Source organism: Bifidobacterium pseudolongum subsp. globosum (assembly GCF_004155535.1).
Lineage (GTDB): Bacteria > Actinomycetota > Actinomycetes > Actinomycetales > Bifidobacteriaceae > Bifidobacterium > Bifidobacterium pseudolongum_C.
Genome location: NZ_RYUH01000015.1, coordinates 54970 through 76866 on the forward strand (window position 1 = coordinate 54970; position 21897 = coordinate 76866).

The 21897-nt window shown below is 63.4% G+C and carries 15 protein-coding genes and 1 tRNA gene; 4 read left to right on the plus strand and 12 right to left on the minus strand.

What is annotated here, in order from left to right; genetic code table 11:
* Window positions 1-43: 43 nt before the first annotated feature.
* The 7 genes from PG2093B_RS08225 to PG2093B_RS08255 all read right to left on the minus strand — a co-directional run bounded on the left by PG2093B_RS08225 (window position 44) and on the right by PG2093B_RS08255 (window position 11791).
* Window positions 44-2023, minus strand: coding sequence for a beta-galactosidase (locus tag PG2093B_RS08225; RefSeq protein WP_129898079.1), 1980 nt, complete (start codon window positions 2021-2023; stop codon window positions 44-46).
* A 26-nt stretch (window positions 2024-2049) separates the two neighbouring features.
* The gene (yicI, locus tag PG2093B_RS08230) at window positions 2050-4080 is read right to left on the minus strand and encodes an alpha-xylosidase (protein ID WP_129898080.1); all 2031 of its coding nucleotides are present in this window, start codon (window positions 4078-4080) and stop codon (window positions 2050-2052) included.
* Window positions 4081-4127: 47 nt separating this feature from the next.
* Complete coding sequence (locus tag PG2093B_RS08235; protein WP_129898081.1) at window positions 4128-6257, minus strand: beta-glucosidase; 2130 nt, start codon at window positions 6255-6257, stop codon at window positions 4128-4130.
* 48 nt (window positions 6258-6305) lie between these two features.
* A complete protein-coding gene (locus tag PG2093B_RS08240; protein ID WP_129898082.1) occupies window positions 6306-7775 on the minus strand; it encodes an alpha-L-fucosidase in 1470 nt (489 codons plus the stop codon).
* Window positions 7776-7894: 119 nt separating this feature from the next.
* A complete protein-coding gene (locus PG2093B_RS08245; RefSeq protein ID WP_129898083.1) occupies window positions 7895-9667 on the minus strand; it encodes an extracellular solute-binding protein in 1773 nt (590 codons plus the stop codon).
* 91 nt (window positions 9668-9758) lie between these two features.
* Window positions 9759-10679, minus strand: a complete 921-nt coding sequence (locus PG2093B_RS08250; protein ID WP_240864728.1) for a carbohydrate ABC transporter permease — start codon at window positions 10677-10679, stop codon at window positions 9759-9761.
* 38 nt (window positions 10680-10717) lie between these two features.
* Window positions 10718-11791 carry an ABC transporter permease gene (locus tag PG2093B_RS08255; RefSeq protein ID WP_242502894.1) on the minus strand — a complete coding sequence of 358 codons (1074 nt, stop codon included), beginning with the start codon at window positions 11789-11791 and terminating at the stop codon, window positions 10718-10720.
* A gap of 335 nt (window positions 11792-12126) precedes the next feature.
* On the opposite strand from PG2093B_RS08255, the gene PG2093B_RS08260 reads away from it, so the two are divergent.
* The 3 genes from PG2093B_RS08260 to PG2093B_RS08270 all read left to right on the plus strand — a co-directional run bounded on the left by PG2093B_RS08260 (window position 12127) and on the right by PG2093B_RS08270 (window position 14188).
* Window positions 12127-12780 (plus strand): YesL family protein, encoded by a 654-nt coding sequence (locus PG2093B_RS08260; protein ID WP_165369754.1) that lies wholly within the window; start codon window positions 12127-12129, stop codon window positions 12778-12780.
* Window positions 12781-12856: 76 nt separating this feature from the next.
* Entirely contained in the window at window positions 12857-13582 is a 726-nt protein-coding gene (locus PG2093B_RS08265) for a DedA family protein (protein ID WP_129898085.1), read from the plus strand.
* A 54-nt stretch (window positions 13583-13636) separates the two neighbouring features.
* Window positions 13637-14188, plus strand: coding sequence for a GtrA family protein (locus PG2093B_RS08270; RefSeq protein ID WP_129898086.1), 552 nt, complete (start codon window positions 13637-13639; stop codon window positions 14186-14188).
* A 124-nt stretch (window positions 14189-14312) separates the two neighbouring features.
* Here PG2093B_RS08270 and yicI (PG2093B_RS08275) read toward each other — a convergent pair whose 3' ends face one another.
* The 5 genes from yicI (PG2093B_RS08275) to PG2093B_RS08295 all read right to left on the minus strand — a co-directional run bounded on the left by yicI (PG2093B_RS08275) (window position 14313) and on the right by PG2093B_RS08295 (window position 21293).
* Window positions 14313-16655 carry an alpha-xylosidase gene (gene yicI, locus PG2093B_RS08275; RefSeq protein ID WP_129898087.1) on the minus strand — a complete coding sequence of 781 codons (2343 nt, stop codon included), beginning with the start codon at window positions 16653-16655 and terminating at the stop codon, window positions 14313-14315.
* Window positions 16656-16801: 146 nt separating this feature from the next.
* The gene (locus tag PG2093B_RS08280) at window positions 16802-17728 is read right to left on the minus strand and encodes a carbohydrate ABC transporter permease (RefSeq protein ID WP_129898088.1); all 927 of its coding nucleotides are present in this window, start codon (window positions 17726-17728) and stop codon (window positions 16802-16804) included.
* 3 nt (window positions 17729-17731) lie between these two features.
* Complete coding sequence (locus PG2093B_RS08285) at window positions 17732-18697, minus strand: carbohydrate ABC transporter permease (RefSeq protein ID WP_129898089.1); 966 nt, start codon at window positions 18695-18697, stop codon at window positions 17732-17734.
* Between the two features lie 102 nt (window positions 18698-18799).
* A complete protein-coding gene (locus PG2093B_RS08290; RefSeq protein WP_207215012.1) occupies window positions 18800-20110 on the minus strand; it encodes an ABC transporter substrate-binding protein in 1311 nt (436 codons plus the stop codon).
* 163 nt (window positions 20111-20273) lie between these two features.
* Window positions 20274-21293: a LacI family DNA-binding transcriptional regulator gene (locus PG2093B_RS08295; protein WP_129898091.1), complete on the minus strand. Its 1020-nt coding sequence runs from the start codon at window positions 21291-21293 to the stop codon at window positions 20274-20276.
* 305 nt (window positions 21294-21598) lie between these two features.
* Between PG2093B_RS08295 and PG2093B_RS08300 the strand changes: the two genes are divergently transcribed.
* Window positions 21599-21671: transfer RNA gene (locus tag PG2093B_RS08300), tRNA-Ala, on the plus strand.
* Window positions 21672-21897: the final 226 nt, after the last annotated feature.

Below are 21897 nucleotides of genomic sequence, written 5' to 3' on the forward strand. Positions count from 1 at the left end.
GCGGGGCATGGATAAAACACGCCCCACAGCGCACGTTGTCTCATCACATGATGCGCGTTTCGAACGGAGCTAGGTCGAGGTCCTCCCCGCCGAGCGCGTGCGGCCAGTGCACAGGCCGGCCTGCGGTGTTGATGACCGTCGTGAACACGGTGCCGTCATCGGCCGTGCGGCGCATCACCTCCACACCTTCCGGCGAATCGACCGTCTCGGCGCCGCATGCGTCGATGACCGGATCGATGACCGCGCTCATGCCTTCGGCGTCGAGCGCCGTGCCGATGAAGACCACGCGCCCCTCGCCCACCGTGTGCACGGTGGCAGCCGGAGTGCCCGCGTAGAAATCGCCGCCGTAGGTGGCGATCGTCTGCGCGCCTTCGGGCTCGATGATGCTCGCCACGATCGATCCGCGCACGGTGCGTCCGCCGACCTCCACGTCGATGTGCGCGTCCGGTGCGATCGCGTCGATCTCCTCGACCCACACCCCGCACAGCTCACGCAGCGGACCCGGATAGCCGCCCTCGATCACGAGGTCGAACTCGTTGTGGATGCCCGACATGTAGCCGGTGATCAGTGTGCCGCCCTCGCGCACATACTGCGCGAGGGTCTGCGCCACACCCGGCTTGACCATGATCAACGTAGGCGCCACGACCGCACGGTACCGCTTGAGCACGGCTAGGTCCACGGTGCTTTCCACCATATCGACCGGCACGTTGCGCCTCCAGAACGGGCGGTAGAAACGGTGCACCTCATCCGGATAATGCAGGCCCTGCGTGGGGCCGACGCATCCTTCGAGCGACCAGTAGCTCTCCCAGTCGAACATCACGGCCACCTGGCCGTGCACGCGCGACCCCATCAATGCAGGCGCACGCCGCTCCAGGTCGGCGCCGAGCTCGCGCACCTCACGGTAGGTGCGCGATCGCTCGGAATTGTCATGGCCGATCACCGCGCCATGGAAACGCTCGCAGCCGCCTATCGACTGCTTGAGCTGGAAGAACTGCACGGTGTCGGCGCCGTGCGCCACCGCCTGCCATGAGAGTTTGGCGACTTCGCCCGGCTGCTTGACCTTGCAGTATGGGAACCAGTTCTGCTGGTTCGGCGTCTGCTCCATGAGCATGAACGGCTTGCCTCCGCCCACACCGCGCATCAGGTCGTGGCACATGGCGGTGAAGCTCGGCTCGGTGTCCATGCCCGGGTAGTTGTCCCAGCTCACCACGTCCATCTCGCGGCCCCAGCTGTAGTAGTCGAGGTCCTTGAACACGCCCATCAGGTTCGTCGTGACCGGCGTGTGCGCGTCGTGCTCGCGGATCGCGTCGCGTTCGAGGCGGAAGCAGTCGAGCATCTGCTCGTTCTGGAAGCGCCGGTAGTCGACCTGCAGGCCCGAGATCACGCATTTGTCGGTGCCGATCGCGTCGCCGTAGGTGACAGGCGGCACGATCTCGCTCCAATCGTGGATCGTGTGGCTCCAGAAATTCATGCACCACGCGCGGTTGAGCTCCTCGACCGACCCGTATTTGCGTTCGAGCCAGCCGCGGAACGCCTGCGCGCACAGGTCGCAGTAGCAGTAGCCGCCGCCGTTGCCGTACTCGTTGTTCACATGCCACGCCTCGAGGCCCGGCGTGCCGGCGTAACGCTCGGCCACGCGCGAGGCGAGCGCGCGGGCGAAGTGCCGGAAGTCGGGCGAGGTGGGGCAGAAATTGTGCCTCCCGCCGAACACCTGGTGCGTGCCGTCGACGCCCGTGCGCATGACCTGCGGGTAGTCGCGCGCCATCCACGCGGGGATCGCGGCGGTGCCGGTGGCCAGCACGATCGTGAACCCGTGGCGCACGAGCAGGTCGACGATCCGGTCGAGCATGGAAAAATCGTACGTTTGCTCGTCCGGCTGGAGCAGCGCCCACGAGAACACGTTGATCGTCGCCTCGTTGATGTGCGCGCGCTCGAGGAGCCGGATGTCGTGCTCCCAGGTGTCTTCGGGCCACTGTTCGGGGTTCCAGTCACCGCCGAACATGAATCGGTTGAACATCGTCATGGCAGGTCCTTACGGGTCCGGACCGGTCAGGCCGCGAAGGGGTCGGTGCCGGGGCGGGCGAGCACGGGCAGCGCATGGTAGTCATAGCGCTCCGTGTACCAACGGCCGGGCTCGTATTCGGTGCCGGTGATCAGGTTGCGCCACGGCCGGCCGTCGCCGGCGTCGGGCACATAGAAGCGCGCCAGCCCCTCGTCGTTGAAGATCGGGGCCACAAGGATGTCGGAGCCGAGCATGTACTGCGTGTCGATGTCCTCACACGTCGGGTCGTCCTGGAACTCGAGCACCATCGCGCGCATCATCGGCACGCCGGTCTCGTGCGTCTGCACGGCCATGCGCTTGAGGTACGGCACGAGCCTGAGCTTGAGGTCGACGAATTCGCGGCACACGTCCACCGCTTCGTCGCCGTACAACCACGGCACTTTATAGGCGGTCGACCCATGGTAGCGCGAATGCGAGCTCAACAGGCCGAACTGCGTCCAGCGCTTGTACAGGTCGGGCGTGGCCTGGTCCTCGAACCCGGCGATGTCGTGGCTCCAATAGCCGAAGCCGCTCATGCCGAACGAGAGCCCCGCGCGCAGCGATTCGGCCATCGACGGGTAGTTCGACGAACAGTCACCGCCCCAGTGCACGGGGTAGCATTGGCCGCCCACCGTGGCCGAGCGTGCGAACAGGATCGCCTCGTCCTCGCCCTTCGTCTCGGCGAGCACGTCGTAGACGGCCTTGTTGTAGAGCAGCGTGTAGTAGTTGTGCATCATCTGCGGGTCGGAGCCGTCGAAATATCGCACGCCTTCGGTGGGGATGCGCTCGCCGAAGTCGGTCTTGAAGCAGTCGACGCCCATCGCCACGAGCTTCTTGAGATAGCCCTGATACCAAGCAGTGGCGTCTGGGTTCGTGAAGTCGACGATCGCCATGCCGGCCTGCCACTTGTCCCATTGCCACACCGAGCCGTCGGTGTTCCTGATGAAGTAGCCCAACTTCGCGCCCTCTTCGAACAGCGGCGACTTCTGGCCGATGTACGGGTTGATCCACACGCACACCTTGAGCCCGCGGTCATGCAGTTTCGCGAGCAGGCCTTCGGGGTCGGGGAACTTCGTCTCGTCCCATGCGAAGTTGCACCATTCGAGTTCCTTCATCCACCGGCAGTCGAAGTGGAACACCGAAAGCGGGATGTCGCGCTCGGCCATGTCGTCGACGAAGTCGAGCACGGTCTTCTCGTCGTAGTCGGTGGTGAAGCTCGTGCTCAGCCACAGGCCGTAGCTCCAGTCCGGCACGAGCGGGGCACGGCCGGTCAGGGCCGTGTAGTCCGCCAGGATCTGCTTCATGCTGGCACCGCCGATCACCGAATAGGTCATCTGCTCGCCGGGCACGCTGAACTGCACGCGTGAGACCTTTTCGGAACCGACCTCGAACTCCACTTTGCCCGGCTCGTCCACGAACAGGCCGTAATTGTTGTTGGACAGGTAGAACGGCACGTTCTTGTACGCCTGCTCGGTGCCGGTGCCGCCGTCCTCGTTCCAGATCTCGACGCTCTGGCCGTTCTTGACGAAGTTCGTGAAGCGCTCGCCCAGGCCGTAGATCTTCTCGCCGACGCCCAGGTCGAGCTGATCGGTCACATGCAGCCGGCCGTCCGGGCTCGTCACAAGGCCCTTGGCGCGCCAGCCGGAGTGCGCGATGCGCTTGCCGTCATACAGGTATGCGAAGTCGATCGTCTCGCCTTTGGCGATGCGCAGCGTCAGGCGCCCCGAGGTAAAGGTCCACGCGTCGTCGGTCTCGTCGATCTCGACGTGCGGGGCCGTCTCGTTGAGGTGGAACTGCGGGCAGTGCTCGCGGTTCGTGCGGAAGTTGATCAGACGCGTGGTGATGATGTCTTCGCGCGGGCTCGTCACCTCGATCGTGAGGATGCCGCCGTCGAGCGTCATACCCGGATTGTAAATCGGCGAGCCGAACGGGCAGAACAGCGTGAGCTTGCCCGGCTCGATGTTCGCGGTGTAGATGTTGGCCGCGTACTTCACGGTGTAGCCGTCCTTGACGAGCCAGCCGCCATTGAGGAACTTCATCGGTCTCTTCTCCTTGGTGTGTTGTGGGTGATGTGTATTGATGGCGCTCAGCCGATGTGCGTGTGCAGGCGCAGGTCACCGACCGATTCGCCGACCGAGACGGCGGCGGCAGGGGCCACGCAGAAGCCGTGCATGCGTTCGGACCAGTAGCGCAGCGCGTCGGCGCGCGGCATGCGCACCGTCACCTGCCGGCGCTCCCCCGGCTCGAGCGCGACCTTGGTGAATCCCTTGAGCTCGTAGCGCGGGCGGTCCTCGCCGGTGCCATCGAGCCCCAGATACACCTGTGGCACGGCCTTGCCCGGGCGCGCGCCGGTGTTGCGCACATGGAACTCGACGAGCAGGTCGCCGTCGGCCTCGCGCACGCGCAGGTCGGTGTAGTCGAAGGTCGTGTAGGTCAGCCCGTGGCCGAAGCAGAAGCGCACCGGCACATCGTCCGTGCTGTAGTGGCGGTAGCCCACATAGATGCCCTCGGTGTAGTCCACATGGCCTTCGAGGCCGAACGTGCCAATCGCGTGGGCCGGGCAGTCGTCGAGCGTCATGGGGAAGGTCTCGGGCAGGTGCCCGCTCGGCTCCACGCGGCCGAAGAGCGTCTCGGCGAGCGCCGTGCCGCTTTCCATGCCGTTGTACCAGTTCCAGACGATCGTCGACGCCTTCGGCTCCCAGGGCATCGCCACCGGCGAGCCGCCCACGAACATGAGCACCGCGTTCGGGTCGATGTCGAGCAGCGCGTCGATCAACGCGTCCTGCTCGTACGGCAGGTCCATCGTGGTGCGGTCGCGCGCTTCCAGATCATAGTCGTGGTTGAGGCCGCCGATATAGACAATCGGGTCGCCGCTCGCCGCGAACTCGCGGGCGAGCGCGAGCGCCTCGTCGCGCAGCCGGCGCGTGCGCTCGGCCTCCGCGGTGGCGTCCTGCGCCGAGTTCTCCAGGCTGTCTTCCTGCCATGTGTCGTCCTGTTTGATCTGCGGCGCCCAATAGCCTTCGGCATACGTGATGCCCACATTGCCGCCGAGCATGCCGTTGATGCCGAGCAGTGGGGAGATCTCGTGCACGGCCTTGATGACGGCCGAGCCGCCGCCGGACGAGTGGACGCGGTCGGCGTTCGCGCCGATGATGAGCAGGCGCTTCGTCCCGCGCTCGTCCAGGGGCAGCACGCCTGCCGAGTTCTTGAGCAGCACGATCGATTCGCGCGCCACGCTGAGCGCGGCCTGCGCGTGCGCGAGCGTCGCGTACGAGCCGGCCTTGCGCTCGGCGCGTGCTTCGCCGAGCATGTTGAGCGCGTCCATGACGGCGAGCACATGCTCGACCTTGCGGTCGACGTCCGCTTCGCTCACGCGGCCGTCGCGCACCGCCTCGAGCAACGGGCGCGCGAAGTAATAGTCGTCGAAGTTCGGCGTGACGCCCATGTCCACGTCGAGGCCGACTTTCGCGCTCGCCTCGGTGTCTTTGAGCGCGCTCCAGTCGGAGACGACAAGCCCGTCGAAGCCCCACTCGTCGCGCAGGATGTCGTCGAGCAGCAGCTTCGACTCGCAGCACTGCGTGCCGTCGATGAGGTTGTAGGCGCCCATGATCGTCAGCGTGCCGCCCTGCTGCACGGCCGCGCGGAACGCCGGCAGGTAGATCTCGCGCAGCGCGCGTTCGCCGATCGATTCGTCCACGTCCAGGCGGTCGGTCTCCTGGCTGTTCGCGGCGAAATGCTTGGGGCATGCGGCCACGTCGGATTCCTGTACGCCGTTGATGTACGCGGAGCCCTGCACGGCGGTCAGCAGCGGGTCTTCGCTCATGTATTCGAAGTTGCGGCCACACAGCGGGCTGCGCTTGATGTTGAGCGAGGGGCCGAGGATCACGTCTTTGCCGCGGCCGCGGGCCTCCTGGCCCAGAGCCTCGCCGGTGAGCCGTGCGAGCGCGGGGTTCCATGTGGAGGCCACGGCGGAGCCGCTCGGCAGATAGGACACGTAGTCGCGTGTGTTGTGCAGGGGAGCCCAGTCGTCGTCATGGGTGTCCGCGCGCACGCCCATCGGGCCGTCGTCGAACGTCATCGCGGGAATGCCGAGGCGTTCCACAGGCGCGGTATGGAACAGGGCGGCACCGTGGATCATGCCGATCTTCTCTTCAAGTGTGAGTCGGGCGGTGAGTGCACGCGCCTTGGCCTTGTTGGCCTCACTGATCATGGTCATCGTGGAGCTCCCTTTCAGGTGGTGGGTGTTGGCGTCTGCGCCAACAGGTCAGCCAACCGTGATCTTGAATCCGATTGGCAGGTTCTGGAGTGGTTCATGGCGGTCAGCTGGTTGGATGTGCAGGCCATCGGGCTCCCTGCGGAACGGCACGGGGCCTGCGCCGAGTTGTTCGACGGCGCTGACGATGCCGTTGAACACGGGTTGATGGGTGCCGTCGAACGCGGCGAGCGATGCGCACACAAGCTCGCGCGTGCCCGCCGGCGCCAGGCAGAAGCAGTAGAGCGCGCCGTCTTTGGTGGTGAACCGCCAGTCCGCGGCGGTCCACGCAGAAGGCGCCTGGTCGGCGAACATGCCGGAGGCCTGCTGTGTGGGGCCTTCGTGCGCGATGCGCCATGGCCTGCTGCCGTAGATGCCGGCGCCGTTGGCGGCGAGCCAGTCGCCGATGCCTTCGAGCAGCGCGCGGTCGTGGTCGGCGATCGACCCGTCGGCGCGCGGGCCCACGTTGAGCAGCAGGTTGCCGTTGTTGCTCACGGCGTCGATCAGCGCCACCACGAGCTCGGGCAGTGTCTTGTAGTCAAGCGAATCGGTGTAGCACCAGGAATTGCGCGCGATCGCGGTGTCGGTCTGCCACACGAACGGCGTGGGTTCGGCGAATCCGCCGCGCTCCACGTCCACGATGCCGGCGCCCCAGGCGAGCGCGTCGTACTTGTAGCAGATCGCGGCTTGTGCGCCGCGTTCGGCGGCGCGGTTGTAGTAGTAGGCGGCGAGCGTCTTGAGGTACGGGGCGAACGCGCGGTGCTGGATCCACCAATCGAAGTAGAGCAGTTCGGGCTCGTAGTTGTCGATGACCTCAGCCACGCGCAGCAGCCAGTCCTCGAGGTATTCGGCGGTCGGCGCCGGCTCGCTTACCGTGTCGAACTCGTTCGGTTCGGGCATGGCGGGCCAGTAGAAATCGCCGCGGCTCATCGGCTCGCGCACGTCGGAGTCGAATTCGCGGCCGTGGCCCATGAACCACCAGTGCTCCGCGCGGTGGTTCGATGTGCAGAAGTGCAGTCCGGCGCGCGTGGCGGCGGCGCGCAGCTCGCCGAGCACGTCGCGGCGCGGTCCCATCTCCACGCTGTTCCAGTGCGAGAGCGCGCTGCGGTACATCTGGAACCCGTCGTGGTGTTCGCTCACCGGCATGATGTAGCGTGCGCCGGCGCGGGCGAACAGGCCGGCCCACTCGTCGGCGTCGAACGCCTGGGCGCGGAACATGGGGATGAAGTCCTTGTAGCCGAATTCGCTCTGCGGGCCGTAGGTGGCGCGGTGGTGGCCGAATTCGGGGTAGCCCTGGATGTACATGTTGCGCGAATACCATTCGTTGCGGTATTCGGGCACGGTGTACAGGCCCCAGTGGGTGAAGATGCCGAACTTGGCGTCGGCGAACCAGCTGGGCGCCTGGTTGTGGGCCAGGGATTCCCACGTGGGGGCGAAGGGTCCGGCGTTGGCCACGGCCTCGATTGTCGTGATGCCCGCCATGGCTGCCTCCTCTTCGGTATTTGATGTGTCGGGTCGGTTTGTGTGGGGGCCGGGGCACGGTATGGCGCGCGCCCCGGCCGGTCAGTGGGGGGCTTTTCAGCCTCGCTGGGGGTTCGGGCTCACTCGGAGTCCTTGTCGGCGAACTGCTTGACGATCTCTTCGCGGGCCTTGATGAGCGACTTCGCGTTGTCCTCGTCCACCTTGAGCACCTGCTCGTAGCCGAGGTCGTTGATCTGCTTGCTGATGCCCTTGAAGATGGACTGGCTTTCCGCCTGGCTCTTGGCCACGACCGCCTGCCACGAGGCGTTGATGACCTCGGTCTTGACCGACGAGCGCAGCGTGGAGATCTGCGAATCCTCCTCCGGAGGCGTGTAGGTGGCGCCCGGGGCGACGGCGAGCTTGCCGGCCTTCTCGAGGTATTCGATGTCGGTCTTCGCGCCGTCCATGTGCTTGGACCAGTCCTCGCTCAGCTTGGTGGTCTTGGCGAGCTGCGTGGCCCACAGCTGCGGGTTGTACGCGGCCTTCGTGTCGGGGTCGGTGCTGTTGGCGTTCACGGTCTTGAAGTTGAGGGTCGAGATGCCGTCGTTGTAGGAGCCGCCGCCGTATTCGGCCGGCACCTGCAGGCCGTCGGAGTCGAACATGGCCTTCTCGCCGAACTCGTTGAGCTGCGGTTCGTTCTTGTCGTTGAGCGTCCAGCACATGTCCTTCGGGCAGGCGGCGCCGCCGGAGTTGGAGGCGGAGGCGTAGATGCCCTCAGGCGAATACAGCCAGTCGATGAACTTGGCGAGGCGTTCCTTGTTCTTGGCCTTCGAACCGATGGCGATGAAGGTGTTGCCGTCGCCCTCCGGCTGGAAGCCCGGGGTGTAGACGTCCATGTCCTGCAGCGGGGCGAGCATGAAGCCGATGCCCTTGTTCTGGTTGTCGGTGCTGTTCATGCGCGGCTTGCCCAGCCAGGACCAGATGGACATGAGTACCTTGCCGTTGGTCACCTTCGTCGAGAGCGTGTCCCAGTTCTGGGTGGTCGACTCCGGGTCCACAAGGCCCATCGTGTCGCACTTGTTGAAGAACTCGATCATCTTGTCGTACGCGCTGCCCACCTGGGTGGCCGGCACGACCTGGGAGTCCTTGTCGTCGGACGGCACGAGCACCGAGTTCTGCGCGTAGTAGCCGTACCACTGCGCGGCGGCCTGCGCGTTCTGCATCATCTCGCCGTCCCAGTCCTTGAACAGCGAGACGGCGTAGATGTCGTCCTTGCCGGTCTCCTGGCGCGCCTTGTCCTGCATCTGCTTGAGCACGTTCGCGAAGTCGTCGAGGTTCTTGATCTCCGGGTAGCCGATCTTCGCGTAGTAATCCCAGCGGATGTACGGGGCGGCGGTCGGTTCGACGCCGTCGGCGCTCTTGGTGGGCGATTCGTCGGAGACGTTGCCCGGGACGCCCCAGATGCCGTCCTGCCCGGCCTGCTTCGTCACGTAGTCCACGCCGGCCTGGTAGTTCTTCACATGCGGCATGTCTTTGTAGTACGGGGTCATGTCGGTGATGAGCTTCGACTTGACGAGCTTCTGCAGACGGCCGTTCTGCATACCGACGATCACGATGTCGCCGAGGTTTCCTGCGGTCGAACGGGTGTCAAACAAGGTGTCGCCGCCACCGGCCACGTTCGGCGCGATGATGTTGAGTTCCATGTTGAACTTGTCTTTGACGATCTTGGCGAACCAGCCCTTTTGCACACCTTGGTAGTTCGCGGTCGACGAAAAGACATCCACCTTCATGAGGCTGCCGTCGTCCGGGGCGTCGCTTGCGCCGGAATCGCCGCCACAGGCCGCGACCGAGAACAGCATCGCCGCGGACAGCGTGGCCGCCAGGCCGGCAACGACTTTCTTCTTGATTTCCATGGGGAAACCTCCTTGTTCCTTCTATCTATGCGTGCTCAGCAGTGAGCAACAGATTTGTGTATTTTGGTTGTTGTTTTTTGGTTGGTACAGGTCAGCCCTTGACCGCGCCGAGCATCATGCCCTTGACGAAGAAGCGCTGGAAGAACGGGTAGACGAACATGATCGGCAGCACCACGATCACCGAGACCGTCATGCGGATCGCGGTCGGCGTGGCCGCCGTGGCCAGCAGCGCCGCGTTCGCCGCGTTCGCCTTGACCGAGTTCGCGATCGAGCTCGCCTGGTTGATGTAGGTGTAGAGCAGGTACTGCAGGCTCCACAGCTTCGAGTCGGTCATGTAGATCAGCGTGTCCTGGAACGAGTTCCACTGGTTCACAGCCGAGAAGATCGCCACCGTGGCCAGGATCGGCGTGCACATCGGCAGCACGATCTTCCAGAACACGGTCATCGTGCCGGCGCCGTCCACTTCGGCGGCCTCCTGCAGCGAGGCCGGGATCGATTCGATGTAGGTCTTCACGAGGATGATGTTGAATGGCTGCACGATGGCGGGCAGGATGTAGACCCAGAAGTTGTTGGTCAGCCCGTAGTTCTTCATCGTGATGAACATGGGGATCAGGCCTGCGTTGAAGTACATCGTGATGACGACGAAGCGGTACCAGAACGAACGCTTCCACATCTTCTGCTGTGTGAACATGAAGCCGAGGTAGGCGCTCGCGAGCACGGTGAGCACGGTGCCGATCACGGTGCGGGCCACCGAGATCCACGCCGCCTGCCCCAGGCCGTCAAGCCCAAGCACGGTCTTGTAGTTGTCCCAGTGCCAGCCGACCACGCGCCACGTGACTTCGCCCGCGGCGGCGGCCTGGTTGCTGGACAGCGAGTTGATGATGAGGAAGTAGAACGGGTAGGCGCAGATCAACGCGAAGAGCGACAGGATGATCACGTTGACGACGTTGTAGATCTTTTCCCCTGTGGTGCGGCGCATCGCCGGGGAGATGCTAACTTTGGCAGTTGCCATGATTTCTTCTCCTTAAGTCCTGGAAACGATACGCTGGATCAGACGATGCCCACGCCGCGTGTGCGCTTGGACAGCCAGTTGACGAGCAGCAGCAAGCCAACCGAGACGAGCGACTTGAGCATCGAGATCGCGGTGCCGAGCGAGAGGCTGTTCTGGCCCATGCCCACGTTGTAGACGTAGAGGTCGAGCACCTGGATCCACTTCTGGTTGAACGCGTTCTGGAACACGTAGTACTGGTCCATGCCGTTGTTCAGGAAGTTCGAGATCGAAAGCATGAGCAGCACGAAGTAGGTGGGCATCAGCTGCGGGATCGTCACGTGGATGATCTGCTGGAAGCGGTTGGCGCCGTCCACCTGCGCGGCCTCATAGAGCTCCGGGTCGATGCCGGCGATGCCGGCGAGGTACATGATCGAGCCCCAGCCGAGGCCCTTCCACAGGTTCCACAGCAGCATCTTGAGCCACACCTGGTCGGGCGAATCGAGGAACTTGATCGGCTCGCTGATCAAGTGCATGTTCATGAGCAGCTCGTTGACCATGCCGGACGACGAGAACATCGCGAAGGCGATCGAGTAGACGAGCACCCACGAGATGAAGTTCGGCAGCGTGGTGAGCGTCTGGATGAGGTTCTTGAACCACTTGGCGCGAATCTCGTTGAGGGCGATCGCGAAGATCACCGGAAGGAACGAGGTGAGGATGTTGAGACCGCTCATCGCGAAGGTGTTGAGCAGCACCTGCCCGATCGTGCGCAGCTGTGCGGGGTTCTGCACCATCATCTCGAACCACTGCAGCCCCACGAACTTGCTTTCGGACAGCGGGATCGGCGGCTGGTAATCGTAGAACGCGTAGATCCAGCCGAACAACGGCACGTAGCTGAACAGGAACACGAGCACGAGCAGCGGCGCCACGTAGAGCCACAGTTTGAACGCGTGCTTCTTGTCGATCGGCTGTTCGCCGATCATCTTCGCGGTCTTCTTCGCCTCGCGGCGCTCCTTGCGCGTCAGCTTCTTGCCCGCGGCGTCTTCGGCGGCCTCGACCTCACGGCCCACAACCGCTTCGGCGCCACCGTCCATGCCGACGGTCTCGTCGACTTCGGTGCTTGAGGACGTCTGCATCTTCTCCTCCTTTGGAATCTGGATGGTCAGCGATCCTCGTCTCGCATCATCGCGAGGCTTCGTTCACTTCTTGTTGAATAGGTTATAAACAAGAAACATATTTGTCAAACCGACACACAAAGTGGATTGATTGCGCCGGATTGTCCATTTGGCGCCACTCAGGACCCCAACGCGCGGAATATCGCCGATTCCCCGCATTCCCATATGGCAGTAGCGCAAGCGACACGCTGGCAAAGTTTTTCTCTCGACATAACTACGCGCTGTTTATATACTTATCAATAACAGTGCGCACACTGCTGTGCGTCATATAAAGAGGAATGATTGAGGAGTCCGGCATGAAATTCAACACCGAAGCGCCGTTCCGGCAGTTCATGGGCACACTCGCCCGTTTCACAGGGCTCAACGTGGTGGCGCTCGCCACCATGCTCCCAGTCGTCACAATCGGCCCGGCCCAAGCCGCGCTCTACAGCACGCTCTTCGCCTACGACAAGAACGACGACATCAACCTGGTGCGCGAATACCTGCGCCGCTTCAAGCGGGAGTTCAAGCAGGGCTTCATCTCGGGTTTGCTGCTGCTCGCGCTGATCGCGGCCGTCCTTTTCGGACTGGGCTTCTGGGCCGCGTGGGACACCAACATGGCATACGCGCCGCTGATCGTCATGGTAGCGGCCGCCGTCGTCACGCTCGTGATCGCCGAATACATCTTCGCGCTGCAGGCGCGCTTCGCCAACCCGCTGCCCCGCCAGTGGAAGCTCGCCGCGCTGTTCCCGTGGCGCGCATTCGGCTGCACGCTCGCCCTCATCGGCGTCGACATCATGGCGCTCGGCCTGGCGTTGTTCGTGCCGTTCATCCGCGTGCTCATGCTCATCTTCGGCCTGAGCTGGGTCTTCTACGCGAAGTCGCTCATCCTGCTGTGGGGCTTTCGCAAGTACGGCGGCTACGGCCAGGTCGAGCGCACCACGTACGTCAACGCCAACAGCGGCATGTGAGGCCCGTCGCTCAGTCTTGCTATGAATGAATGCGGTAACAGCTGTACTGTCACACCGCATAAGGAACGTTTGCCCCATGGGATTCTTTCATTTCATCGCCGGACTGCTCAAGGACCCGCGCGCCGCGATCGCCAGCTGGATCGCGATGGGCGTGGCGCCGACGCTCGGATTCATCTTCCTGATCATCTTCATTGAGACCGGCGTGGTGTTCTTCCCGTTCCTGCCCGGCGACTCGCTGCTGTTCGCCGCCGGATTCTTCGCCGCGCCGGATGCGGCCACCGGCCAGTCCGCGCTGCCGATCGCCGCGCTGCTGCCGGTCGTGTGGCTCGCCCCGATCATCGGCGACCAGTGCAACTATTTCATCGGGCATTTCTTCGGCCGCCGCATCATCGAATCGGGCAAGGTCAAGGCCATGACGCCCGAGCGCATCGCCAAAACCGAGACGATGATCGACCGCTGGGGCCCGCTCGCCGTGTTCCTGGGCCGTTTCTTCCCGTTCATCCGTACTTTCATGCCGTTCATCTCAGGCATTTCGGGCATGCAGTGGCGCCGCTTCACGCCATTCTCCGTATTGGGTGGCCTCGTGTGGTCGTCGCTGTTCACCCTGCTCGGCTATTTCTTCGGCGGCATCCCCGTGGTGCAGGAGAACTTCGAACTCGTGATCGTGGCGATCCTGCTCATCTCGCTGATCCCCACCGTGGTCGGCCTGATCAAGGCGAAGTTCGGCAAGAAGAAGCCGCAGTCCGCCTCGGCGATCGCCAAAGAGGAGACCACTCCCCTCACCGAGGACGACGAGCGCTGACAAGATTTCACACCTTGTGGAGTTTTGCGCACACCATTGCGTACAGTGGTTGGCGTGAAAAAACTGATTGAGCAGATTCTGAAATTCGGCGTGGTGGGCATCATCGCGTTCCTCATCGACTGGGGCATCCTCAACCTGCTGGTGGGTGTGTTCCACATGCACAACGTGATCGCGGCCACCATATCGTTCACCATCGCGCTCATCTTCAACTACTTCGCCAGCATGAAGTACGTCTTCCGCCACCGCCCCGACATGGCACGGTGGATGGAAATGGCGATCTTCGCCTTTTCCTCGGTGATCGGCCTGCTCATCAACGGCCTGATCATCTGGCTGTCCACCTACGGCATGAACAAAGACGCGTTCATCACGCAGCACGCCGAATACCTATTGCGCACCAACGTGGGCAAGCTCATCGCCACGGTGGTGGTGGCCATCTGGAACTTCATCATCCGCAAGTGGCTGCTCGACGACACGCATACCAACGCCATGAACCGGCTGCGAGGCCATGTGCTGAGCGAGGAGGAGCTCGAAGCCAAATGGGAGCGCAGCTTCTCGCACCGTTTGGGCATGTGGTCGATCGAACACACGCCCAAGGGCTGGAAGTAGTCTCCCACTTTTTTCCTCACCACCCAAAAAGTGTAAGAATGCCGGAAGCGGTTTCGTTGGAATTCCAACGAAACCGCTTCCGGCATTCTTGCACTTTTCTGCAGCACCCGAAAAAAGTGCGCGCTCAGCTTTGGGTAATCTTTACTTCATCACCCTCACGGCGGGCGGTGAAGACCACACTGCCGCCGTCGATGCGCGTCACCGTGGCGCTTGCCTCGTCCCTGTCGCCCAGGAACACGCGCACATCCGGATCGGCCGTGTAGTCATAATCCGGTGTCGTGGCGCCGGGGTGCGTCACAATGACCGACCCGTCACGCACCCACAGCGGCACCGAGTCAAACCCATGGTGCTCGGTGCGCCACACGCCATGCTCGCTGTGCACACGCTCGCCGGTGAACCAGTTCGTCCAGCCGCCGGCCGGCAGATAGTACGTCACTTCGCCATTGTACGTGAACACGGGGGCCACGAGCAGCGACGGGCCGAGCATGTACTGGCGGTCGAGCATGCGGCAGGCCGGGTCGTCGGGGAACTCGACGAACATCGACCGCATGACCGGCGTGCCGTGCCGATGCGCCTCAAGTCCCGTCTGATACAGATATGGCATGAGGCTGAGCTTGAGCAGCGTGAACGTGCGGCACACGTCCACCGCGCTCTGGCCGGGCTCAATCGTGCGGCCCTGGCGCTCGTCCTCCTCGTCGAAGAGCCACGGCACACGGTAGACGGTGGACCCGTGCAGGCGCGAATGCGAGCTCAGCAGGCCGAATGCAAGCCAACGCTTGTAGACGGCCGAGTCGGGGAACGCGCCCTCAAAGCCGCCGATGTCGTGGCTCCAGAAGCCGAAGCCGGACGACGTGAGCGACAGGCCGCCGCGCAGCGTCTGCGCCATGCCATTGAACGTGGATTCGCAGTCGCCGCCCCAATGCACGGGGAACTGCTGGCCGCCGGCGGTGGCCGAACGCGCGAACAGGCACGCCTTGCCGGTGCCGTACGTCTCCTCGATCGCCTCGAACACCGTCTGGTTGTACAGTTCGGTGTACCAGTTGTGCATCGAGAGCTTCGGCGCGCCGTCGAACCACACCACGTCGCGCGGGATGCGCTCGCCGAAGTCGGTCTTGATCGCGTCGATGCCCTGCTTGAGCAGCGAGACGACCTTGCCCTTGAACCATGCGCGCGCGTCCGGGTTCGTGAAGTCCACGAGGCCCATGCCCGCCTGCCAGTTGTCGGTCTGCCACACCGTACCGTCGGGGTTGCGCACCAGATAGCCGTTGCGCATGCCCTCGTCGAACATCGCGCCGCTTTGGCCGATGTACGGGTTGATCCACGCGCACAGGTGCAGCCCCTTGTCTTCGTGCAGTCGCTTGAGCGTGGCCTCGATGTCGGGGAAGAACCGCGAATCCCATTCGAAATCGGTCCAGTGGAACTCACGCATCCAGTAGCAGTCGTAATGGAACGCGCTGAGCGGGATGCCACGGCTCGCCATGCCATCCACGAACGAGGTGATCGTCGCCTCGTCGTATTTGGTGGTGAACGACGTGGTGAGCCACAGGCCGTAGCTCCACGCCGGCACCTGCGCCGGGCGGCCGGTCAGGCGCGTGTAGCGGTCCAGGATCTGCTTCGGCGTGGGGCCGTAGATCACGCAGAAGTCGATCGTCTCGCCCGGCACCGAACACTGCACGGCCTCGGTGTTGACCGTGCCCACCTCGAACGAGACGTGCCCGCGGTCATTGACGAACACGCCGTAGCCGCCGCTCGTCATGTAGAACGGGATGTCTTTGTAGCCCTGTTCGGAGGCGGTGCCGCCGTCCTCGTTCCAGATGTCGACGCTCTGGCCGTTCTTCACGAACGCGGCGAAACGCTCGCCGAGCCCGTAGACCGTCTCGCCCACACCCAGTGAGAGCTGGATCGACGTGAACGTGCGCGATTCGTCGTTCGCGAGGCCTGTGCGCGTCACACCGAACTCGCCGACCGGCTCCGCGCTGACATTGGCGAGCTCGTTGAGCGCGAAGTGCGCGAGCGACTTGGCCTGCGAGCGCGTGAGCGTGTTGCCGCGCTCATCGGTGAACGTGAGGTTCCACTCGGGGCCCTTGACCACGGTGGCGGTCAGGCCGCCCGAGCTCAGTGCCGCTGTGGCGCCGCGCTCGCCGGTTTCGCCGTCGCCGTCGCCGTGCGTGGTGATGCTCACGTAGTCGCGGCCGCCGGGTTCGTCCTGCGCGATCGGGAAGCCGATGCCCTGCGGGCCGCCGCGCCAATGCGTGGCGCGCACACGGATCACGCCTTCGATCGGCGTACTGAGTTCCACGTGAAACGCGGGCTGGTTGAGCGTGTTCGCGCGTTCGGCGATCGGGCGGGTCGGCGCGAGCACCGAGATCGCCTCGCGCTCCGGGTCTGGGTGCAGTTCGTAGGTGTCGCGTGCGAACAGGGCGTCGACGCCGTCGCGCATGAGCCAATAGCCATTGGTGAATTTCATGGGGTCTCCTTAGGGCAGTGCGCACTTTTTTGGGGACTGACGAAAAAGTGCGTGTTGAAAATGGGCACTTGTTGTGCGGAAAGTACAATATTGCCGGCGTGTTGGAGCGCACTTTTCTCGAAGGTTCGAGAAAAGTGCGCGGGGTCCTACTTCACCGCCCCTGCCGTGATGCCACGCGAGAGCGTGCGCTGGAAGAGCAGGAAGAAGATGAGCGTGGGCACGATGCTGATGAGCGATGCCGCGGCGGTCGTCGTCACGTCCATGAGGCGGTCGCCGGTGAGCGAGCTGATCGCGATCGGCACGGTCTGCGACGAGTTGTCGACCAGGAACGCGAGCGGGATCATGTATTCGTTCCACGTCCAGATGAAGAAGAACACCAGGAGCACGCTCAGTGTGGGCTTCGAGATCGGGAACACCACGTCCTTGAAGATGCGCCAGCGGCTTGCGCCGTCGATCGTGGCGGCCTCGAGGATCGACTTGGGGAACGTGCCGAACACGGACGAGAGCAGGTAGGTGCCGAACGCGCTTTGGATCACAGTGAAGATGATCACAATGGCCCACGGGTTGTTGTACAGGCCCATGCCCTTGAACATCGTGTACAGCGGGTACAGCATGGCTTCCTGCGGCAGCATGTTGGCGAGCATGATCAGCAGCGTGATCCACTTGCGGCCCTTGACGCGGCCGATGCCCAGCGCGTACGCGTTGAACATGGAGAGCACCACGGCCAGCAGCGCCACAAGGCCGGAGGTCCAGACGCTGTTCCACACCTTTTCGGGGAAGTTCACGCGGTCCCAGAAGGTGGACAGTCCGGTGAAGCTCAGTTCCTTCGGCCACGACAGCGGACCGGAGGTGTTGTAGTCGCCGGGCGTCTTGAAGGCGTTGAGCAACAGCACGATGAACGGGAACATCATGATCAGCGCGCCCACAATGAGCAGCGCGAGGATCACCCAGTCGCCCGCTGTGCGGTTCTTCTTGACGTGCGCGATCTCCTTGAGCTCCTTGGGGGTGAGCTTGTGCTGGTCGGGTGAGTTGTATTCAAAATCCTGCTCTGCGGAAACGAGTGCGGAAGTCATGGCCTACTCCTCATCCTCTTTGGCGACCTTCTCCTGAAGGTTCGTGAACGCAATGGAAACGATCACAATCACAATGGTGAGCGCCGTGGCGATGGCTGCGCCGTAGCCCACCTGCTGCGACTGGAAGAACTGCTTGTACGAGTAGTACGACGGCACGGTCGTGCTTGTGCCGGGGCCGCCGCGGGTGAGCATCTGCACCGGGCCGAACACCTTGAGCGCGGCGATCGTGCAGGTGAGCGCCACCACGAAGATCTCCGGCTTGATCGACGGCAGGGTGATCGCACGGAAGCGCTGCCACCAGTTCGCGCCGTCGAGGCTTGCCGCCTCGTACAGCTCCGGGTCCACGCGCTGCAGGCCCGACATGAAGATGACGAGCGGGTAGCCGATCTGGATCCAGATCATGATGAGCATGAGGCAGATGAGCGCGGTGTCGGGCTTGCCGAGCCAGTCATGCTGCAGGTCGCCCAGGCCGATCGCCTTGAGCAGCGCGTTGAGTGCGCCGTTCTCGGGGCGCAGGATCCAGCCCATGACGAGCGAGGCGACGGCAATCGGCAGCAGCTGCGGGAAGTAGTAGAGCGCGCGCATCGTGGATGCGGTGCGCGGGCCGAACTTCTTCTGCACCACGTCGAACAGCAGCGACGAGAGCACGAGGCCCACGAGGATCGGGATGATCACCATCGCGAGGATCATCCAGATCGAGTTCATGAACGAAATCCAGAAGGTGTGGTCCTTGACGAGGCGCGCCCAGTTGGTCAGGCCCGCCCAGACCGGCGGCTTGATGCCGCGGTAGTTGGTGAAGCTCAGGTAGATATTCCACACCGCGGGGATCACGATGATCCACAGCAGCATGAGCAGGCCCGGGATCAGATAGATCCAGAACCGCCGCGACGGGCTTCCGGGAATGCGGGACATCTCCCGTTCGCGCTTGGACGCCTTGCGGCCGCGCTTTTGGTTGGTTGTTGAAGACATGATGGCACTTCTCTTCGCGATTCGTATGGTTCAGGCGGCCGGACGGGCGGATCTGCTCCGCCCGTCCGGCCGCCGCAAGCGAACAATCGGGCTGGCGGCGCGTCAGTCCTTGACGCCGGCGTCCTGCACGCCCTTGTCGTAGTCGGACTCCATCTGCGCGATGGCGCCCTTGACGTCGGTCGAGCCGTTGACCAGCTCCTGCAGCGAGGCGTTGAGCTCGTCGTAGAACGTGGCGGTGGGCCAGTCGGGGTAGAAGCCGAGCGCATTGTCCTTGAGCACCTTGTTGAAGGATTCGATGAGCTCCTTCGTGGATTCGTCGGTGATCTTGGCCGGGTCGGCGGCGATCGGCAGGCCGCCGGAGTTGCCCATGAGGTCCTGCACTTCATCGCTCAGTGTGATGTTGATGAACTTCGCGGCCAGGTCCTTGCGCTTCGAGTTCTCGGGGATGACCCACAGGTTGCCGGAGGAGCCGACGACCTTCTTGCTCTGCGGGAAGGTGGAGAACGTGACGTTCGTGCCCTTCATGTCGTTCTGGAAGCGGCCGTACCACCAGGTGCCCGAGAAGAACATCGGGTAGGTGCCGTTCATGAAGCCCTGGCCAACGTCCTCGGCCTTGAGGCCGGTGCAGTCCTTGGAGATGTAGCCCTTGTCGGTCCAGTCCTTGATCGTCTGCGTGGCGTAGGTGATCGGCTCGGAATCCCAGTCCACATCACCGTCGTACATCTCGTACGCCTTGACGAACTGGTCGTCGGCCTTGCTCAGCACGAGCTGCCACCACAGGTGCTGCAACGGGTATTCGGCGGCGCCTTCGGCGAGCGGCGTGATGCCCTTGTCCACGAACTTCTGCATCGCGCCGGTCAGCTCGTCCATCGTCGTCGGGATCTCGATGCCGTTCTTGTCGAACATGTCCTTGTTGTAGTACATGATCACGTCTTCGCCGTAGTTCGTGATGCCGTACCAGTTGCCGGATCCCATCACGCCCTTTTCGTTGTACTTGCCGGTGTCGGCGAGCGAGCCGGTGACCTTTTCGTCCCACTTGTATTCCTTGACGTAGTCGTCGAGGTTCGTCAGCAGGCCCTGGCTGGCGAGCAGGCCGGCGGTGGCGTTGCCCTTGTTGTATTCCATGACGTCGGGCGCCTCGTCGGAGTTGAGGATCTGCGAGGCGTTCTGGCGGATCTGCTCGAACGACTTCTTTTCGAATTCGACCTTGACGCCGGTCTCCTTTTCGAAGATCTCCATGGCCTTCTTCCAAGCCACGCCCATCGCGCCGTTGTCTTCCTCGTAGTGCCAGACCTTGATCGAGGTCGGGTTTTCCTCCTGTGCGGTGCCACCGCCGCCGCAGCCGGCGAGAGTGAGCATGCTGGCCGCGGTGACTGCGGCCAGACCGGCCGCGATTGCCTTACGAACGTTCATGATTCTTCCTTCTTCAGCGCCATTACTGACTGTGGATAATGCAGATGATGGAGATTCAGCCGTTGAATCTCATGAGTTAATTAAATCATCGAAGTAACTTGGCGCCAACTTGTTTCGACTATTGTCGAAACATCCGTCGAACCCGGGCCGAACCACGGCGAAATCACTCGCGGGCCTGACGCGCGCGCATGGTGCCCCGCGCGCAGTATTCACTCGGCAGCAGCTCCACATACCCCACGTCATGCCGCTCGCCACGCAGCACCTCCATCATGATGTCCACCGCGCGCTCGCACACCGCGCCCGGATTCATGGGCATCTCGTCGGCAAGGCGCGCGGACGAGCCGTTCGCGCACGCCGCCATGATCGAGACGTCCTGTGGCACGTTGAGTCCCTTGCGCGCGAGCGCCGCCCGCACAAGCCCCATCTGCGCGGCGTTCTCCTCGCAGATGATCGCGGTGATCTGCGGGTCCTCGCCGAAGGCCTCCTCAATGGCGAGGTTCACATCGTCGGCCGTGCGCCCGAACGCGAACTTGCGCACGACGGTCATGCCGAGCTCCTCGCCGCGCTGCATGGCGGCGTCGAGGAAGCGCACCAGGAAATTGGAGCCGTCGATGAACGCGCGGCGGTCCGGGCAGTACAGCATCACATGCCGGTGGCCGAGCACGTGCGCCTTCTCCATCGCCTCACGGCCCATGCGCGCGAAATCCATGTCGACCGTGTACACATTCCCGGTGTCGTTCGTGTAGCCGATGCTCACCACAGGGATGTCAATCGCGGCGGCCATGTCCGCGCGCGAATCGCTGAGCAGCACGTCGAGCAGGAAAATGCCGTCCGCCATGCCGCGGTCGGCCACGCGGCGCATCTCCTGGTCGCCCGCCTCGTGCATGAGTAGCAGAATGTCGTAGCCGTGGCGTTTGGCGGCGGTGGCGAGCGCGAAGAAGAACGCCGCGTAATTCGCCACGTCGGTGTACGGGCGCAGCGGCGAGCTCACGGCGAGCACATGCGTGCCGCGCGCGGAGGCGGGTTCGGTCGCGTCGATCACCGGGCGGTACCCGAGCTCGAGCGCGGCGGCGCGCACGCGCGCCTGCGTTTCGGCGCCGATCCTGCGTTTGCCGCTGACCACATACGACACAGTGCTTATCGAAACGCCCGCGCGCGCCGCCACGTCTTTGATGCCTGCCATGCCAACCCCGTTCGACGGTGGGTGCGCCCCGCGCCGCGTTGCGCTTGGCGCACCCGAGTGCAAGTGAACTATGCGCGCCATCTTAGCGGTTTTCGACGATGCGCTCCATCGAGCGGGCGCCGTTGTCGAAATATATCGAAATATGTGCACGGAATGCACACATATCGCCCTGCACCTATGGTGCTTTTGCTGTCTGGTGTTGTGCGCGACACGCGGAACGGGGTTGTTCGGGCGGTCGATTTGCGTTTGTTCACGGATGTGAGTAAGCTGTGTCGAGTTGCTATGCAGAGCACAGCAACATCCACGGGGCTGTAGCTCAGTTGGTAGAGCGCTTCGTTCGCATCGAAGAGGTCGTGGTTTCGATTACCATCAGCTCCACGAAGACCGCTGCATTCATTCCACCGCAGCGGTCTTTTTCTTTCCCCCAGCTGTCGCAATGGGACTACAACCGGCGTCGCGTGGATGGTCGGCAGCCGTCGGTTCTGAGCGATTCAGACGGCCACCACGCCTAGGAATCTCAAATACCACCAATACCTCGGGATTCCGGTACTGGTCGGAGCGCGAGCACGGCAATGCGTCGCAAGTATCACCGGAATCCAGGGAT